This window comes from Flavobacterium sp. WC2430 (assembly GCF_040822075.1).
Classification (GTDB): Bacteria; Bacteroidota; Bacteroidia; order Flavobacteriales; family Flavobacteriaceae; genus Flavobacterium.
In genome coordinates this window covers 2,691,837-2,707,566 of record NZ_CP162007.1, presented here as the reverse complement: position 1 = coordinate 2,707,566, position 15,730 = coordinate 2,691,837, and the positions used below count along the sequence as shown (strand labels likewise).

12 protein-coding genes are annotated in these 15,730 nt (G+C 31.6%); 2 read left to right on the top strand and 10 right to left on the bottom strand.

Annotation, left to right across the window (positions count from 1 at the left end):
• Nucleotides 1–5: 5 nt before the first annotated feature.
• From AB3G36_RS11845 to AB3G36_RS11815, 7 genes are all read right to left on the bottom strand, one after another.
• Entirely contained in the window at nucleotides 6–4,340 is a 4,335-nt protein-coding gene (locus AB3G36_RS11845; protein WP_367753001.1) for a CusA/CzcA family heavy metal efflux RND transporter, read from the bottom strand.
• 84 nt (nucleotides 4,341–4,424) lie between these two features.
• Nucleotides 4,425–5,804, bottom strand: a complete 1,380-nt coding sequence (locus AB3G36_RS11840; RefSeq protein WP_367752999.1) for a sensor histidine kinase — start codon at nucleotides 5,802–5,804, stop codon at nucleotides 4,425–4,427.
• Nucleotides 5,805–5,809: 5 nt separating this feature from the next.
• On the bottom strand, nucleotides 5,810–6,472 hold the full coding sequence (locus AB3G36_RS11835) for a response regulator transcription factor (RefSeq protein WP_367752997.1): 663 nt from the start codon (nucleotides 6,470–6,472) through the stop codon (nucleotides 5,810–5,812).
• Between the two features lie 13 nt (nucleotides 6,473–6,485).
• Nucleotides 6,486–7,931: a DUF3570 domain-containing protein gene (locus tag AB3G36_RS11830; protein WP_367752995.1), complete on the bottom strand. Its 1,446-nt coding sequence runs from the start codon at nucleotides 7,929–7,931 to the stop codon at nucleotides 6,486–6,488.
• Between the two features lie 10 nt (nucleotides 7,932–7,941).
• Nucleotides 7,942–8,151 carry a DUF4266 domain-containing protein gene (locus AB3G36_RS11825; protein ID WP_367752993.1) on the bottom strand — a complete coding sequence of 70 codons (210 nt, stop codon included), beginning with the start codon at nucleotides 8,149–8,151 and terminating at the stop codon, nucleotides 7,942–7,944.
• Complete coding sequence (locus tag AB3G36_RS11820; protein ID WP_367752991.1) at nucleotides 8,144–9,133, bottom strand: FAD:protein FMN transferase; 990 nt, start codon at nucleotides 9,131–9,133, stop codon at nucleotides 8,144–8,146. The genes AB3G36_RS11825 and AB3G36_RS11820 overlap by 8 nt, the downstream gene beginning before the upstream one ends.
• A gap of 5 nt (nucleotides 9,134–9,138) precedes the next feature.
• Nucleotides 9,139–9,573 carry a thioredoxin family protein gene (locus AB3G36_RS11815; RefSeq protein ID WP_367752989.1) on the bottom strand — a complete coding sequence of 145 codons (435 nt, stop codon included), beginning with the start codon at nucleotides 9,571–9,573 and terminating at the stop codon, nucleotides 9,139–9,141.
• Nucleotides 9,574–9,777: 204 nt separating this feature from the next.
• Here AB3G36_RS11815 and AB3G36_RS11810 point away from each other — a divergent pair, with 204 nt between their 5' ends.
• Nucleotides 9,778–11,874: an LTA synthase family protein gene (locus AB3G36_RS11810; protein WP_367752987.1), complete on the top strand. Its 2,097-nt coding sequence runs from the start codon at nucleotides 9,778–9,780 to the stop codon at nucleotides 11,872–11,874.
• A gap of 54 nt (nucleotides 11,875–11,928) precedes the next feature.
• On the opposite strand, the gene AB3G36_RS11805 is transcribed toward AB3G36_RS11810, so the two are convergent.
• Nucleotides 11,929–12,933, bottom strand: a complete 1,005-nt coding sequence (locus tag AB3G36_RS11805) for a zinc dependent phospholipase C family protein (RefSeq protein WP_367752985.1) — start codon at nucleotides 12,931–12,933, stop codon at nucleotides 11,929–11,931.
• 97 nt (nucleotides 12,934–13,030) lie between these two features.
• Here AB3G36_RS11805 and AB3G36_RS11800 point away from each other — a divergent pair, with 97 nt between their 5' ends.
• Complete coding sequence (locus AB3G36_RS11800; RefSeq protein ID WP_367752983.1) at nucleotides 13,031–13,780, top strand: YoaK family protein; 750 nt, start codon at nucleotides 13,031–13,033, stop codon at nucleotides 13,778–13,780.
• On the opposite strand, the gene AB3G36_RS11795 is transcribed toward AB3G36_RS11800, so the two are convergent.
• Complete coding sequence (locus AB3G36_RS11795) at nucleotides 13,764–14,741, bottom strand: YeiH family protein (protein WP_367752981.1); 978 nt, start codon at nucleotides 14,739–14,741, stop codon at nucleotides 13,764–13,766. The genes AB3G36_RS11800 and AB3G36_RS11795 overlap by 17 nt on opposite strands.
• A 72-nt stretch (nucleotides 14,742–14,813) precedes the next feature.
• Nucleotides 14,814–15,713 (bottom strand): LysR family transcriptional regulator, encoded by a 900-nt coding sequence (locus AB3G36_RS11790; protein ID WP_367752979.1) that lies wholly within the window; start codon nucleotides 15,711–15,713, stop codon nucleotides 14,814–14,816.
• Nucleotides 15,714–15,730 lie beyond the last annotated feature (17 nt).

The following is a 15,730-nucleotide window of genomic DNA, read 5'->3' as shown; positions in this document are numbered from 1 at the left end:
ATATTTTAGTAATTAAGGTATTGAATATCAAGTTGTGTTTTATTGAATTGAAGTACATTATCTAAATAATCTACTTGAATAATGGTAGCATTTTCTAAACTTTGGATGTATTGAAAAAAATCTATCTCTCCATGTTTGAAACTCAAATTTCCTACTTTAATAATTTCGTTCGAAAGTTTTTTACCGTATTGATTGTAATAATTTAAAGCATCTTGGTATTTTGCTAATTCATTCTTTTTTTGATTTAAATAACTATCCATTTTTTGGGTTTCATTTTGCTTTTGTTGCTCCCAGCTTTGCAGTTCAAGTTTTGCCACTTTTGATTTTGAAATATTCGCAGTATATAAAATAGGAACTGCAATTCCAATTTGAAAACCATTCAAAGATTGCGAAATTCCTTTGTTAGAACCTCTAAAATAGTCTAAGTGCAAATCTGGAAACCAATTTTGTTTTTGAAGGTATATTTGACTTTCATAATTTTTACTAACACTTTCTAAATAATAATTATAGGTTAATTTACTTAATTCATTAGTTAAGTCATTTAACGGTATTATTTTTATGCTTTTAATTACTATTTTATCCTCTGATTGTACTAATGCTTGTAATGTTTCATACTCCGCTTGCTTTTCATTTTTTATTTGAGAAAGTTTCGTTTTTATCTGTCTGAATTTGGCTTCTGCAGTGATTTTTTCGAGATAATTCGTCTCCCCTAATTCAAATCGTCTATCACTTGCTTTAGAAAAATTTTGATACAAACTATCTAAATATTGATACAGTTTTTCTTCATGTTGTAAGTACACGATTTGATAATAAACCTTAGAAATCATTAAGGAAGTTTTGTTTTTTTGAATCTCAAAACTAGCCTTTTCTTTTTCAAATTCTGTTGTATTTACTTTTTTCTGAGCACCATAAACGGTAGGAAAAGAAAAGCGTTGTTGAATCCCTAATATTTTTAAAGGTTCATTGTTATAGGCAACATTATTTTGGTCATAATTGTAGTAGATATTCGTTTTATCGAATGCAAAAGCGCTATTTATATTTGCCTGGAATTTATCTACTTGCAATTGATGCGCTTTTAATCCCTTGTTGTTACTTATCCCTTTTGAAATCAAACTATCTAATTCAGTAGTAGTATTTTGTGCAAAACTAAAAGAACTGCTTAATATTAAAAATATGATATAAGTAGCACTATGATGTTTTTTAAATCTTGGTTTTCTAAATTCTTTCCCTTCAAAAAGTTTATATAAAATAGGCAATACAATCATCGTTAAGATGGTTGCTGTAAACAAACCTCCAATAACTACCGTTGCTAAAGGGCGTTGCACCTCTGCTCCTGCTGATGATGAAATGGCCATTGGTAAGAAACCTAGAGCGGCAGCGGCAGCAGTTAATAGCACGGGACGCAATCGATCAGTAGTTCCTTTTAAAATAAGTTCATCAATATTTTTCATTCCCTGGTGTTTTAATTCTTTAAAATGCTCAATTAATACGATTCCGTTTAGCACAGCAATTCCAAACAGCGCAATAAATCCAACTCCTGCAGAAATACTAAAAGGCAATCCTCGAATCCATAAAAACAATACCCCTCCAACTGCCGAAAGTGGTATGGCCGAATATACCATCAAGGCCTCTTTTACTGAACCAAAAGCAAAATACAATAATATAAATATTAAAAATAGCGCAATTGGGACTGCAATCATCAGTCTGGCTTTGGCACTTTGGAGGTTTTCAAATTGCCCCCCGTATTGCACATAATACCCTGTAGGTAACTTTATTTGAGTGTCTACAATTTTCTGAATATCAGTTACTACACTTTGTAAATCTCTATTTCGCACATTGATTCCTACGACAATTCTTCTATTCGTATTGTCTCTTGAAATTTTAGCAGGACCTTCGGTATAATCTATGCTTGCTAACTCCTGCAACGGAATTTGCTCTCCAGACGAAGTGGTTATATAAAGGTTTTTTAAGTCATTTATACCCGTTCTATTGGACTGATCTAAACGGATAACCATGTCAAATCGTTTCTCCCCTTCAAACACATTTCCAACCGTTTTTCCTGCAAAACCAAGCGCTATCATTTCATTTAAATCAGAAATATTCAAACCATATCGAGCAATTTTTGAACGATCATATTTTACTGTCATTTGCGGTAATCCTTCGGTTTTTTCAATTATTATATCCGAAGCTCCTTCTACTTTTGCAATAGCTTTTTTAATTTCATGGGCTTTTCGAGCCAAAACATTTAAATCTTCACCAAAAATCTTCACCGCCACATCTGAACGTGTGCCTGAAATCAATTCATTAAAACGCATTTCTATCGGCTGTGTGAATTCAATTTCCATATTTGAAATTTCCTTTTCTATGGCAATTTTAATTTTATCTGCCAATTCATCTTTACTGGATGCCGATACCCATTCTGATTTTGGTTTCAATTTTACAATTACATCACTTTCTTCCATACTCATTGGGTCTGTAGGAACTTCGGCAGCACCAATTCTACTAACCACTTGCTCCACTTCGGGGAAATTCTTGAGTATTATTTTTTCGATTTTGGTAGTAGTAGCTATCGTTTTTGTTAATGTTGTTCCCGTTTTAAGAACAGGTTGAATGACAAAATCCCCTTCGTCAAGTGTTGGAATGAACTCCCCTCCCATAGTGGTAAATAAAACGATCGCCATAACTAATAATCCAAAAGCACCATACAATACTTTTTTAGTATTAACCAAAGCCCAAGTTATAAGAGGTAAATACCAAGAATTTAGCTTTCGAATTAATTTACTAGATAACGATTTTGGATTTTCTACGGTTGGTTTTAAAAACAACGAAGAAACCACTGGAACATAGGTAAAGCAGAAGATCATAGCCCCCACCAAAGCAAAACTAAAAGTCATCGCCATGGGTTTAAACATTTTACCTTCGATTCCTGAAAGAGAAAGAATTGGAATAAAAACAATCAAAATAATAAGTTGGCCAAAAATAGCCGAATTCATCATTTTAGAAGCGCTCTTATACGTAATTTGATCAATTTCTAATTGTCGGTCTTCTTTGGAAAGTGGCCCTAACTGTGCTGATTTACTGGCTATTTGGAATGCAATGAATTCAACAATAATAACCGCACCGTCAATTATTATTCCAAAATCGATGGCGCCTAAACTCATTAAATTAGCGTCTATTCCAAAAATATTCATGAGTGAAATTGCAAATAACAAACACAATGGTATGACTGAAGCTACAACTAATCCTGAACGCCAATTTCCTAATAATAAAACCACCACAAAAATGACAATTAAACAACCCAAAATAAGATTCTCAGCCACTGTAAAAGTAGTTTTACCAACTAACTCACTTCGTTCCAAAAAACCATTGATATAAACGCCTTCGGGCAGTGATTTTTGAATGATAGCAATTCTATCTTTCACATCATTAATGACTTGTTTTGAATTGGCTCCTTTTAGCATCATCACCTGGCCAAGTACCTTCTCTCCTTCTCCATTACCAGTAATGGCACCAAAACGATTGGCATGACCAAAACGAACATCAGCCACATTCTTTATATAAACAGGGAAACCATTACTATTTTTAACAACAATGTTTTCAATGTCTTCCAAGTTTTTAACTTTTCCTTCGGCACGAATAAAATAACTTTGATTTATCTTCTCAATATAAGCACCACCTGCAATACTGTTATTTTTTTCAAGAGCTGTAAAAACATCCGTTGTAGCAATATTCATTGCTTTCAACTGGGATGGATTAATAGCAATTTCATATTGTTTTAAAAACCCTCCCCAAGTATTAATTTCAACAACACCTTTAATTCCTGACAATTGCCTTTTTACTACCCAATCTTGGATCGTTCTTAAATCAGTAACGGAATAGTTGTTTTTAAATTCAGGTTGTACTTCAAGTGTATATTGGTAAATTTCACCAAGTCCAGTGGTTATTGGCCCCATTTCAGGAGTACCAAAACCGGCTGGTATTTTCTCAGAAGCCGATTTAATTTTTTCAGCAATTAATTGTCTTGGTAAATAAGTACCTAAATCATCCTCAAAAACAATGGTGACAACTGATAATCCAAATTTTGAAATGGAACGAATTTCCTTTACTCCTGGCAAATTGGCCATTTCAATTTCAACAGGATATGTAATATATTGCTCAATGTCTTGGGTTGAAAGATTACGTGAAGTAGTGATTACTTGAACTTGATTATTGGTTACGTCTGGAACAGCACCAATAGAAATTTGGAATATAGAAAAAACGCCAAATCCTAAAATACAAAGAGTGAATAATAAAACAATGAGTTTGTTTTTTAGACTAAAAGCTATAATTTTTTCTAACATAAATATTTTATTTTGATCCTTCAAAAGTAAAATATAAAGATAGGGATTAACTTAAGATAGTCTTAAGGGATACTTAAAGAATACTTAATGAAAGTGAAGTTCCACTTGTGTTCCCTCATTTTCTTGACTAGAAATAGTAACTTTAATGTTCAGTAATTTACATAATCTACTAACAATCGAAAGTCCTAAACCAGTCCCTTTAATATCTGGATGATCTGTAGATTGAGAACGAAAAAAAGGGTTAAATATTTTTTGTAAATCTTCTTTTGGAATTCCAATCCCTGAATCAGCAATAGTACAGACTACTTTTCCTTCTAATTCAGTTAATACAATTGCCAACTGACCATCATAATTTGAATATTTAATTGCGTTCGAGACAATATTATTAATAATAATGGACACTAAGTAGCGGTCACTTTTTACATATATTTCATTTGTAAATTGTGTATTAACCTGAATATTATTAGACTGAATTAAAGTAGAAAATCTAGAAATAGTATCTAATAATATGGCATTCAAACAAACATTTTCTATTTTAATAGATTGATTTTGATTCTCATATCTTGCCAGTAAAAGTAGTTGGTCAACAATATTATTTAAGCGATTTACTTCGGTAATACAATAATTAACTTTATCATGATACTCTTCTTGATTGCGCGGTTTTCGTATTAAAACTTCTAATGTTCCTTTAATGACTGTTAAAGGTGTTCGTAATTCATGAGAAGCATCTGAGGTAAATTGTCTTTCTCTTTCAACTGCTGTTTCAATTCGATCTAAAAGATTATTTATCGTTTTTGATAAAACATAAAGTTCATCTTTTTTTTGTGGCAATGGAATTCTGGACTTTAAATTATCCTTTGTAATAATATTTGAGGTTTCTATAATAGAACTGATTGGTTTTATACTTCTACCTGCAATAAATCTTGCGATAAGAAAAAGGATAAGTAGAATTAAAGGATAAGCGATAATTAATATTTCTGATAAATTTTGAAGTACCATGGAAGCATCTTCAAGCGACATGGCAATTATTAAATAACCAATTACTTTTTCATTTTGATAGATAGGAACTTGAATTTGACGAATTTTATTTTTTAAAATTTTTGAGTCAAACAATTCATTGTCTGGAACAGATTTATTAAAATATAAAATTTGATTCTTTAAATTAGGTGATTTTTCAAGAACATCCCCATTTGCATCCAAAAATTCAATAAATACAGGATTTACATCAACCGTATTGTGCTCTCTTTCTTTCCATTCTTCCATATGGATTAGGAAAAAAGAGTTGTTTTTAATTTCTATTTCATTCAAATGGTTGTTGACCTCTTTTGAAATATCAGTATTTACGTGATTATAAACACTAAATTTTACGATAGAATGTATAGCAAAAAACACCACAAAAATTAAAAGTGCAGTTGTGATTATATAATTAGAAGCAATTCTATTTTTAAAAGAAAGTTGTTGCATATTCATTAGTCATTAGCGATGTAACCTACACCACGAACTGTTTTAATATAATCTTCTTCGATTTTTAGGTTTAATTTTTTACGAATGGCATTGATAAAAACATCAATTACACCGGTATCATATTCAAAATGGATGTCCCAAACATCTTCAATTATTTGATTTCTTGTACATACTTTACCTTTGTTTTTAATGAGATAATACAACAACTCAAATTCACGCTGTGTCAATGAAACTTCTTCTTGTTTAACTGATACGATGTGCTTTGTTCTATTGATTTCAATAGTCCCTAAATTCAGAATTTCTTCTTTATTTAGGTTTCGAAAGTGAATCTTGATTCGCTCTACCAATTCTTCAAAACTAAAAGGTTTTTTTATATAATCATTGGCTCCCGCTTTCAACCCTTCTATCGTTTCTTGAATAGTATCTTTGGCAGTTAAAAAAAGAATAGGCACTTTGGTATCTTTGATTCTGATGGCTTTACACAAATCCAAACCACTCATTTTAGGTAACATCCAATCTAATAAAATTAAATCAAAGTTGTTCTTTTGAATTAATTCAAATCCTTTTAAACCATCGGTTGCGCAAGTGATGTTATATCCTTCTTCTTCCAGACCTTGTTGCAAAAATTGAATAATACCTAATTCATCTTCAACTATTAAAATATGCATTTATTAAATTATTTTATTGTACTTCAAATTTAAACCCAAAAGAAGCAATATTTGCTGATAGACCATCACTTCTTTGATAATGATTCAATCGCAAATCTATTGATTTTAATCCTAATACAAAGATTCTTGCTCTAGCAAATATATCCGTATACGTAAAACCAAGCCCATATTGATTGCTTACAAATTTAGATAAATCATAATCGGAGGTATAATATTTTTCGGTTGAAAGGTGCTGCTCATAAGGTGCAAAATAATCAGATGCTGTTTGCGTATAGTAGCGATACATTGGATACGCCGTAAATTTTGAATTTATTTTTATAGGCAACTCTATTGATGCCGTATGTGCTTGAATTCCCCAATTATCCTGATAATATCTATAATATGCACGTGCAACCACATATTCATTGATGTAAAAATTTAGACGAGCGCCAATAGGAATTTTAAATCGAGTACTAGGTAATCTTTCTTTATCATCTGCTAATTGATATACTCCTTTATTTTCATAAGACCCATACACTGGAATATATTGTGCTTGTCCAATATAATAGTTGGCTTTATCAGCAAAATAAACCCTTTGATACGGTGTAGCTAATAATCCTTCTTGCTTCAAAAGATCCATAAATATCGATAATTGAATCTTTTTAGTCATGATTTGTGAAAAGGAAATCGAAGCAGAATACGAATTTCTATTTGAATTAGTATAGGGTGCAAAAGCAGACGGCAAATAATTCGTTGATTTATTACCATATCGATCCATAATTGTAACACCAGTTAAATATCCTTGGTTCTGAAAATTAGCACCATAAGTGGCATATTCATGCAATTCCGTTGGATAAATGGGTCTCCATTGATCCAGATAAGCATTCGCTTTCAAACTAATCTCCGTGTTTTTTTCATTGAATAATTTAGTGTACCCACCTCCAAAACCAAACGAAGTATAATCAAACTCATTAGATACAGCAATATCTGCATTCCACAAATTATTTCTATTATCCGAACTGTGACTGTAATTTGCCGAAACTGAGGCCAACTGATCACTCTTTGAAGCTCCGGAAGAAGCTTGCCAAGGTGTTCCGTAAGGTGCAGAACTTACTGTTGTAGAAGTCGTTTTCCCCGAAGCGCCAGAAGATGTTGATGTAGAACTTTTATTGGAATTAAAAGGATTAATATTACTGGAAGACGCTGATGTATAAGTAGAGATTCCAACATCAAATGTAAGAACGTCATCATCATTAATAGGCACTGCAACCACTATATTAGAAGCAATATCAGTTAGTTTTTCTGAACCAATACCACCACTAACTGGTGAATGTGTCCCATCTTGATTGTAATAACTCAATAAAAAATCCACTTCTGTATTTTCTAAAACCCTCTTTTTAAAAGTAGTAGCCGTTTCTTTTTCTTGCGCAAAAGCAGTGAAATTAATCAATACAACAATTGCAATTAATATTTTTTTCATCTTTAATAAATTAATTGCATCCACAACCACCACCTGTTTTTCCTCCATTTGCACCTGCAGCAGCTTCACGGTATACTTGAAAAGTAGTCTCGTATTTTTCAGCTGGCTTTGCAGCTAACTTCATGTCGGGATCATTGATATATAATTTATCATATTCTTTCACAGCAACACAGGATTGCATTGCTAGCGCTAAAACTAAAAAAAAGGGCCATTTATTCATTTTTATAATTTTTTAAATCAATATTTTTTGAGGTGGATATTTTTCCTTTATCGTCAACATAAATACAGCCAATTCCAGGCAGTTGATTCACTAAATCTAAACCTACATCAACTCCAAGTACAAAAATACCTGTGGCCAATGCATCAGCTAATTCAGTTGATTTTGCAAAAACAGAGACACTAATCACTCCTGATGCTGGATAACCCGTTCTGGTGTCAATGATATGGGAATAGCGTTTACCATTGAATGTGACATATTTTTCATAACTTCCTGATGTTTCTACAGAACTATCTTCAAGTGGAAAAGTGGCGAAAATTTTATCTTTATTCATTGGGTTTTTAATCCCCACTTTCCATTTCTCACCGTCGAGTTGTTTACCCCAAGTATTGATATCTCCCGATATATTTACTATTCCAGCTACTACCCCTTTACCGATGAGCATCGTTTTAATTTTATCAGCAATAAATCCCTGACCAATACCTCCCAAACCCAATTTCATTCCTTCATTTTTAAGAAAAATAGTTGTATTTTTTGGATCTAATATGATATTTTTATATCCTACTTTACTAACCGAATTTTTTATTTCTTCTGGTGTTGGCATTTGTGTCATGCTTCCGTCAAATTTCCAAATTTTATCCATTGAAGCATAGCTAATATCAAATGCGCCCGAAGTCAATTCTGATATTTTTATCGCTCTTCCTACTAAGTCAAATACTTCTTGAGGTACTTTTACTGGTTTTATCCCTGCATTTCTATTGACTTCGGATATGGGAGTTGTTGGAATCCAGTCGGAAATTAAATGTTCAATTCGAGAGACTTCCGCTACAGCCATATCAATATATCCATCGGCTTCTGGAATATCTTTAGCCACCACAATCATTTCAAACGGGCTTCCTAACATCGATAAAGTTCTTTTTTGGGTAACCTGTGCCGAAGTTGCAAATGCTATAAAAAAGAAAATACAGGAAGATAATTGTCGCATTGTCATTATTTTAAAAATGAATTAAGCAATCCAATATATTCCGTTGGAGAAATATTTTTATAACTTGTAGTGCCCAATACTTTTCCAGTAGTATCTAATACAACTACCAAAGGAAAAATTCCATCCTTATTATATATTTCAGCAAGGTCTTGATTTTGTTTCTTGATTTGTGTTTCTAGTTGATTTTGTTTTTTCTTTGGAAAATCGGCACGTTCTAAAACCAAATGTTCAGTTGCATATTTCTTGAATTCTGCAGATTGCCAAATCGTTTTATCTAACTTTATGCAAGGTGCACACCAATCAGAACCAGAGAAAACAAGTAAAATGGGTTTGTTTTGTGCAACTGCTTCTTGTTTTGCAAGATTAATATCCGTTTTCCAATCTTGTGAATATCCTATTGTTCCCATAAAAAACAATAGTAATAGCATGTTTTTTTTCATTTTATATTTTTATTTTGTGAGCATTATTGATTGAAAATATTCTTATAAACTTATGGAATATAATATTTTACAAACTTAACTCAAAAACAAAGTGATTATTGTTATACTAAAGAGTTCTTAAGCCAAAATTAAGAATACAATACCATAAAAAATTTAGTACTATTATGTACCAAATTGCATATTTTTGCATAAAACTAACTAGCTATGTCTTTTTTTAAAAAATTATCCCCTTTTTATAACCTTACCCTGTTTTACGTTTTAGTAAGTTTTATATTAAGAATCGTTTTACTTTTTCATCCTATTACACAAGCCTCTTTCAAAGGAATAGACGCAATCAAAATATTTACATTAGGTTTTATCTCGGATATTTTTGTTTTTATATTGGCAAGTGGTTTTTTATGGCTGTATCTTATTTTTATATCCAATGCAAAATATTTAAAACCATATGGCTATATTCTTTTTGGGCTATTAATTGCTTTGTTTTTATATATTCTTTCAGGAAAATCAATACTTAATGAGTATGGTGGTGCTTTACCCGAAATAGGTTTGGCATTTGTAGGAATCAAAACAGGCTTGTTTGGTTTATTGCTTTTTTTGCCAAAACACAGAGATAAGATTCGATTTTGGCTTTTTAGTTTTGTTATGTTTCTATTTGTTGTTTTGATTTTACAAAATGCCATAAGTGAATATTTTTTCTGGAATGAATTTGGAGTGAAATATAATTTTATTGCTGTAAATTATTTAGTTTATACTAATGAAGTAATTGGAAATATCATGGAATCCTATCCTGTCATTCCATTATTTTCAGGATTATTCCTTATTGCTGGAATCGTTACCTATTTTATTGTTGGTAAATCAAAAAACTATATTGACAACATTCCAACATTTGTAGAGAAAATTAAAATATCAGGATTATATTTAGTTTTATTTGTAAGCTCCTTATTTGTTATTCCTTCATTGGCAAATCAAGAAAATTCTCAAAATATATTTGCTAATGAATTGCAAGCAAACGGGATTTATAAGTTTTATTTGGCTTTCATGAATAGTGAATTGGATTATTTTAAATTCTATAAAACGCTACCAGAAAAAGAAGCATATACCTTACTTTCTCAACAAATTCCAGGTATTTCAAATGAATCTACTTTAAGGGAAATCAAAAGTGCTGCTGCTGAAATGCATAAAAATGTAGTGTTAATTACAATTGAAAGCTACAGTGCTGACTTTATGGAAGCTTATGGAAGCGATAAAAAAATCACTCCTTTTCTAGATAGTTTAGCAAAACAAAGTTTGCTGTTTACCAATTTTTATGCTTCGGGAAACAGAACTGTTCGTGGATTGGAAGCCGTAACACTATGCTTACCTCCTACTGCAGGTGAAAGTGTAGTGAAAAGAAAAGACAATAAAGACAAATTTACAACAGGAAGTGTATTTAAGCAAAAAGGATATAATGTAAAATACTTGTATGGAGGAGATTCTTTTTTTGACAATATGGAAGATTTCTTTTCAGGAAATGGATATGATATCGTAGACAAAAAGACGTTTAAACCTGAAGAAATCACTTTTTCGAATGTGTGGGGAGTTTGTGATGAAGACATGTACAACAAAGCCATAAAGGTCATGAACGCTGAAGCAAATGAAAACAAACCTTTCTTTAATCATATTATGACGGTAAGTAATCACAGACCCTTTACTTATCCAAACAACAAAATTGACATTCCTGGAGATGCTAAATCACGTGATGGAGGTGTAAAATACACTGATTTTGCTATGAAAAATTTCTTTGAAAAAGCAAAAAAACAGCCTTGGTTCGCCAATACCGTTTTTGTAATTCTTGCCGATCATTGTGCTTCAAGTGCTGGAAAAACCGAATTGCCTTTGGACAAATATAGAATTCCAGCTATGATCTATAGCCCAGGATTTATCCAGCCACAACAGTACAATAAACTAATGTCACAAATAGATATTATGCCTACTGTTTTTGGGATATTAAACTTCAATTATCAATCTAAGTTTTATGGTCAGGATGTTTTAAAACCAGATTATAAGCCAAGAGCATTGATTGCAACTTATCAAGATTTAGGATTCATAAAAGATAATGTTTTAACTATTATTTCTCCTAAACAAGCTTATAAACAATACAAATTAACTTTACTACCAAAGTCTGGTGTTGGTGCCGATTTTCAAATTTATTATGATGAAAAACCGCTCAATAAAGACCGAATGGATTTAGTAAATGAAACCATTTCTTTCTATCAAACCGCATCAGATATGCTAAAGAAAAAGAAATATCAGAAGAATTAATTTAACAAAAAAGCCTGTGAAAATCACAGGCTTTTTTGTTATTATTAAAATTATTTATTCAGCGTCTTTATCACTTTCTATTCCAAATAAATCTCCTTTTTTGAAAAGTTGATTGTCTTTTTTCAAACACTTAGCATTACGTTTTGTCAGTGAGGAAGCATCTAAATTACTTAAATCTGGTTTTCCTGCATTTACCCAAGCCGTATACCAAAAACTAGCTGTAGCGGTAACTGCTTTCTTCATTTGGCTTTCCACCATACCGTTTAAAGCAGTATTGAATTTCTCCGCATATTCATCGGTATATTTTACTCCGTTGTATTTATTTTTTACAATATTTCCCTCTGCATCTGTAACAAAAATTTGATTTGTAGGTAATGAAGTTCTCAATCCTTTATCTGCAGCTAATAATGCTGGTACTAAGCTATGGGTGTCCTTAATCAAGTCCCAAGTCGCTTTGTTTACATCTTCATAAAAATGGGCAGGAGCAACCGTAAATTTATAGTTTTTTACAAATAATTCTGGCAATCTACTTTCCCACAAAGCATGAATTCCTTTTTGATCCGTAAGTTGACCGTCGTGGTTATCTGAAGTATGCAACGGCATGTGAGCATCTGCTATATAATGACCTAAATCAGCTGCAATAAATAAGATTTCTGATTTTCTTTTGTCTTTAAAAGCTTGAGTTAACTTTCCCATCATTTCTTGAATGTGCCAAGGCAAAGTTCCATTTTTAGACAAAAATTTATCATCGTATTTCTTTTTGGCTTCTGCCATAGTTTTTGGAAAACTATCTACCGAACCAAAATTCTCCATGTCAAAATAATGTCTAGGTCCTTCGGCCTTATCTTGTAAAATATATTTCCTTAAATCAGGAACAGTCGATTCTTGTGTAATAAAATCGATGTGGTTATAAAAGAACACCTGAAGTGACTTTGGTAAAGCCATCACTGCTGCTTTATTAATTCTTTCATGTCCTACAATTCCCCAAGAAACAGTTAAGAAACAAATAACTACTGCAGTTAACGTCACTACCGTAGGCTTAAACTTGATATTTTTCATTACATTTATTTATATGAGTTACAAATGTATTTTATTTTTATACAATTAAAAAAATTATGAGTTTAAGATTACAACAATTAACAAAACAGTATTAATTATGTTTCGGCATCAAGGAAAAAATAGAACATTTATTCACAATTTGCGTTTGGCTACTTTACTTTCATTTGTTGCAGGAATAGTAAATATAACTGGAGTTCTGGCAGTAAAGACACTGACTACTAATGTGACTGGTCATTTTGCTTTTTTTGCCGAAGAAGTGATAAAACACAATTATACTGCTGCAATTACTTTTTTTGTATTTACTATTTTCTTCCTAATGGGGGCTTTTACTTCAAATTTTATGGCAGAATGGGTTTCAATAAAACATCCCCATTTATTACATATCATTCCTATTTCAATGGAGATAGCTATTTTAACTTTAGTGGGGTTTTTCGGTATTCAAGCCGATTTATATACTTTAGAAGGAAAAATGATTGCTTTTGCATTGCTTTTTGCTATGGGAATACAAAATTCTTTGGTAACAAAAATATCTAAATCGACGGTAAGAACTACTCATCTTACGGGTCTTTTCACTGATTTAGGTATTGAACTGTCTCAATTATTTTTTTATAAAAAACAAAATGAAAAAAAGAGATTAAATGCTAGCATCTCTTTGCGATTATCTATCATAACTTTTTTCTTTATCGGTTGTATTTCTGGAGGTTACATCTATACTTTTCTCAAAATAAAAACACTATTTGTTGGTGCCTTTTTTCTTTTAATTGCGCTTATGTATGATTCTATTCGCTTGCGTTTTTTAGCTGTCAAAAGAAAAAAGCTTACTCAAAGCACTAACTTAAATAGATAATAGATACTAAAGCTGCAATAGCAATAAAACCCCAAAGTAAAACCCCTTGCAATAATGGTTTAACACCTACTGTTTTTAAAATTTTCCAATTTAAACCCGCCCCTATTAGAAATAAAGTAACTGTAAGACCCATTTTGGCAATTGAAACTAAATAAGGCGCTACAAGAGCTATTTGTGGAACAAATGTGTTACAGAGCATCGCTAAGATAAATAACCCAATAAAATAAGGGATTTTGATTTTACTTTTTTGATTTTTAAATAAATAAGATGTAATTAATGCCACTGGAATAATCCATAATGCTCTCGCCAATTTTACTGTTGTAGCGATTTGTAAAGCCTCTGCACCATATTTATTAGTTGCTCCAACTACTGAGCTGGTATCATGAATCGCAATGGCACACCACAAACCAAATTCGTGTTGTGTTAAATGCAACCAATGTCCAACGGCAGGAAAAAGAAACAAAGCAACTGAATTCAAAATAAAAATGACTCCTAAAGCCACCGAAGTTTGTTTCTCATCAGATTTAATGACAGGAGCAATTGCTGCAATGGCACTTCCGCCACAAATGGCAGTTCCACATGAAATTAAATGGGACGTTTTCTTTTCAATACTAAACCATTTACCAATGAAATAGCCTAAAGTTAATGTACTAAAAATTGAGGCTATAGTAAATAAAAAACCTTCTTTTCCAGCAGATAAAGCACTGTTTACATTCATGCCAAACCCCAATCCCACAACTGAGACTTGCAGTAAAATAGTAGTTGCTTTATGATTTAAATGTAAAAACGGATGCCCTGCCAAATTAGCTACAACTAAACCTAATAAAAGGGCAATTGGAGGAGAAATAAAACCCGACAGGCAAATTAGTATCAGAAAAATAAAAACCATTTGCTGTTGCCACTTCTTAATTTCAAAAAGAAAAGTAGATTTATTTGAAACTAGATAAGATTGATTTTCCATCGTAAAGTAATTGTATTATTACTTTACAAAGATCTAACGATTAAACAGTAATTGCCAATCGTATTTAATAATCTACCATAACTTCAAGTTATAATAACCTGCGATATTTTTTATAAATAATTCCGAAAGTGCGTCGGTTTTTCCTTGTAAACTGATAATATAGAAAAACCTTTCTATTGTTAAATTTTTTATATCTAGAATTACTAATTCTTGATTTTTCAGCTCTTTTTCTATCGCATGTATCGAAATAAAAGCAACACAATCTGAATTCATTAAATAAGATTTAATACTTTCAGTACTGCCCAATTCCATCTCAATTAGCAATTGAGATAAATTAATATCTAATGGTTTTAAAGCATATTCAATTACTTCTAGTGTTCCAGAACCTTGTTCCCGCATTAAAAAACGCATATTCAAAAGATCCTCTTTTGTTATTTCAGTTTTAGAAACTAAAAGATTATTTAAATTACAAACCAAAACCAGTTCATCTTTTAAATAAGGAGTATATTTAATTAATTTGTTCTTCGATTGTCCCTCTACAATACCAATCTCAATTTCTTTATTTAGTAATGCATTTTCAATTTGCTCTGTGTTTCCATTTCTCAAATTCACTTTAACATCCTTCAATTTTTGATGAAAACGCGCTAACAAAGGCGGAATGATATATTGAGAAATAGTGGTGCTCGCTCCTATTCTCAACAATCCTCGTTGTTGATTGATTAACGAACTCATATCAAAATCAACATCTCTATAAATTTCAAGAATTTTATTAGTATGGCTCAACAACGTTTGACCTGCTAGTGTCAGGGAAACTTTATTTCCATTTCTATCAAAAAGTTTAATTTGATATTGTTCTTCTAATTCTTGAATATGCTTTGAAACCGCTGGTTGCGTAATAAATAACTCCATCGCCGCTTTAGTAAAACTCAAACGGTTAGCAACAGTATAAAATACTTTAAGTCTAAAATCCATACTCGTTTTTTATTATT

Excerpts from the sequence above, each read along its gene's own strand:
- AB3G36_RS11790 (WP_367752979.1), bottom strand. The coding sequence starts at position 15,713 with ATGGATTTTAGACTTAAAGTATTTTATACTGTTGCTAACCGTTTGAGT.
- AB3G36_RS11830 (WP_367752995.1), bottom strand. The coding sequence starts at position 7,931 with ATGAAAAAAATATTAATTGCAATTGTTGTATTGATTAATTTCACTGCT.
- AB3G36_RS11800 (WP_367752983.1), top strand. The coding sequence starts at position 13,031 with ATGTTTCGGCATCAAGGAAAAAATAGAACATTTATTCACAATTTGCGT.
- AB3G36_RS11820 (WP_367752991.1), bottom strand. The coding sequence starts at position 9,133 with ATGCGACAATTATCTTCCTGTATTTTCTTTTTTATAGCATTTGCAACT.
- AB3G36_RS11810 (WP_367752987.1), top strand. The coding sequence starts at position 9,778 with ATGTCTTTTTTTAAAAAATTATCCCCTTTTTATAACCTTACCCTGTTT.
- AB3G36_RS11835 (WP_367752997.1), bottom strand. The coding sequence starts at position 6,472 with ATGCATATTTTAATAGTTGAAGATGAATTAGGTATTATTCAATTTTTG.
- AB3G36_RS11840 (WP_367752999.1), bottom strand. The coding sequence starts at position 5,804 with ATGCAACAACTTTCTTTTAAAAATAGAATTGCTTCTAATTATATAATC.
- AB3G36_RS11805 (WP_367752985.1), bottom strand. The coding sequence starts at position 12,933 with ATGAAAAATATCAAGTTTAAGCCTACGGTAGTGACGTTAACTGCAGTA.
- AB3G36_RS11815 (WP_367752989.1), bottom strand. The coding sequence starts at position 9,573 with ATGAAAAAAAACATGCTATTACTATTGTTTTTTATGGGAACAATAGGA.
- AB3G36_RS11845 (WP_367753001.1), bottom strand. The coding sequence starts at position 4,340 with ATGTTAGAAAAAATTATAGCTTTTAGTCTAAAAAACAAACTCATTGTT.
- AB3G36_RS11795 (WP_367752981.1), bottom strand. The coding sequence starts at position 14,741 with ATGGAAAATCAATCTTATCTAGTTTCAAATAAATCTACTTTTCTTTTT.
- AB3G36_RS11825 (WP_367752993.1), bottom strand. The coding sequence starts at position 8,151 with ATGAATAAATGGCCCTTTTTTTTAGTTTTAGCGCTAGCAATGCAATCC.